The sequence below is a fragment of the Aminobacter sp. P4_D5 genome, from assembly GCF_056401815.1.
Genome location: NZ_JBFUIP010000758.1, coordinates 1 through 694 on the forward strand (window position 1 = coordinate 1; position 694 = coordinate 694).

The 694-nt window shown below is 72.2% G+C and carries 1 protein-coding gene; it reads right to left on the reverse strand.

The window, feature by feature from the left end; genetic code table 11:
- Positions 1 to 694: branched-chain amino acid ABC transporter permease (locus tag AC1DWF_RS34810; RefSeq protein WP_476843034.1), on the reverse strand; the 694-nt coding region annotated here is incomplete at both ends.

Consider the following 694-nt stretch of genomic DNA (forward strand, 5'->3'; position numbering starts at 1 on the left):
CCCCCGCGATGGCGGCGACCGAGGCGCTGATGGCGAAGGCCGCGAGGCGGGCATAGCCACGCGAGAAGCCGAAGGCCTCGGCGGCCCGCGGATGGTCCCGTGCGGTCAGYAGCACCAGCCCCTGCCGCGAGCGGCGGAAGCGCGCCAGCAGCACGACCACCAGACCGAGCGCCAGCAAGGGGAGGTAGTAGCGCTGCAGGTCGATGGACAGGCCGGGAAGGACGGGGCGGGAGACATAGAGCCCCTCGTAGCCGCCCGCGATGGGGCCGAGTTGCAGGATCATCTCCGGCACCGACAGGGCAAGCGCCATGGTGGCGATGGCCAGGTAGATGCCGGAGAGCGCCCGCGACGGCCAGGCGAAGCCGAGGCCAAGCAGGGCGCCCGCCACCGCCGCCACCGGCAGGCTGACGAGGACCGACACGCCGAGCTCGCGCTCCATCACCGCCGTACAATAGGCGCCAAGGGCGAGGAAGAAGCTGTGGCCGATGGAGACCTCGCCGCCGAAGCGCAGGAGGAAGCCGACCGACAGCACGGCGACCGCATTGGCCATGCAGACGCCGACGCTGTAGGTCCAGAATCCGCCGAGAAGGCCGGGCAGGATCGCCAGGGCGGAGAACAGCGCCAGCGCCGGCCAGTGCTGCAGCCGCAGGCCCGGCGTCCGGACAGCGTCCGGCGCGATCGCGACGACCTCAGG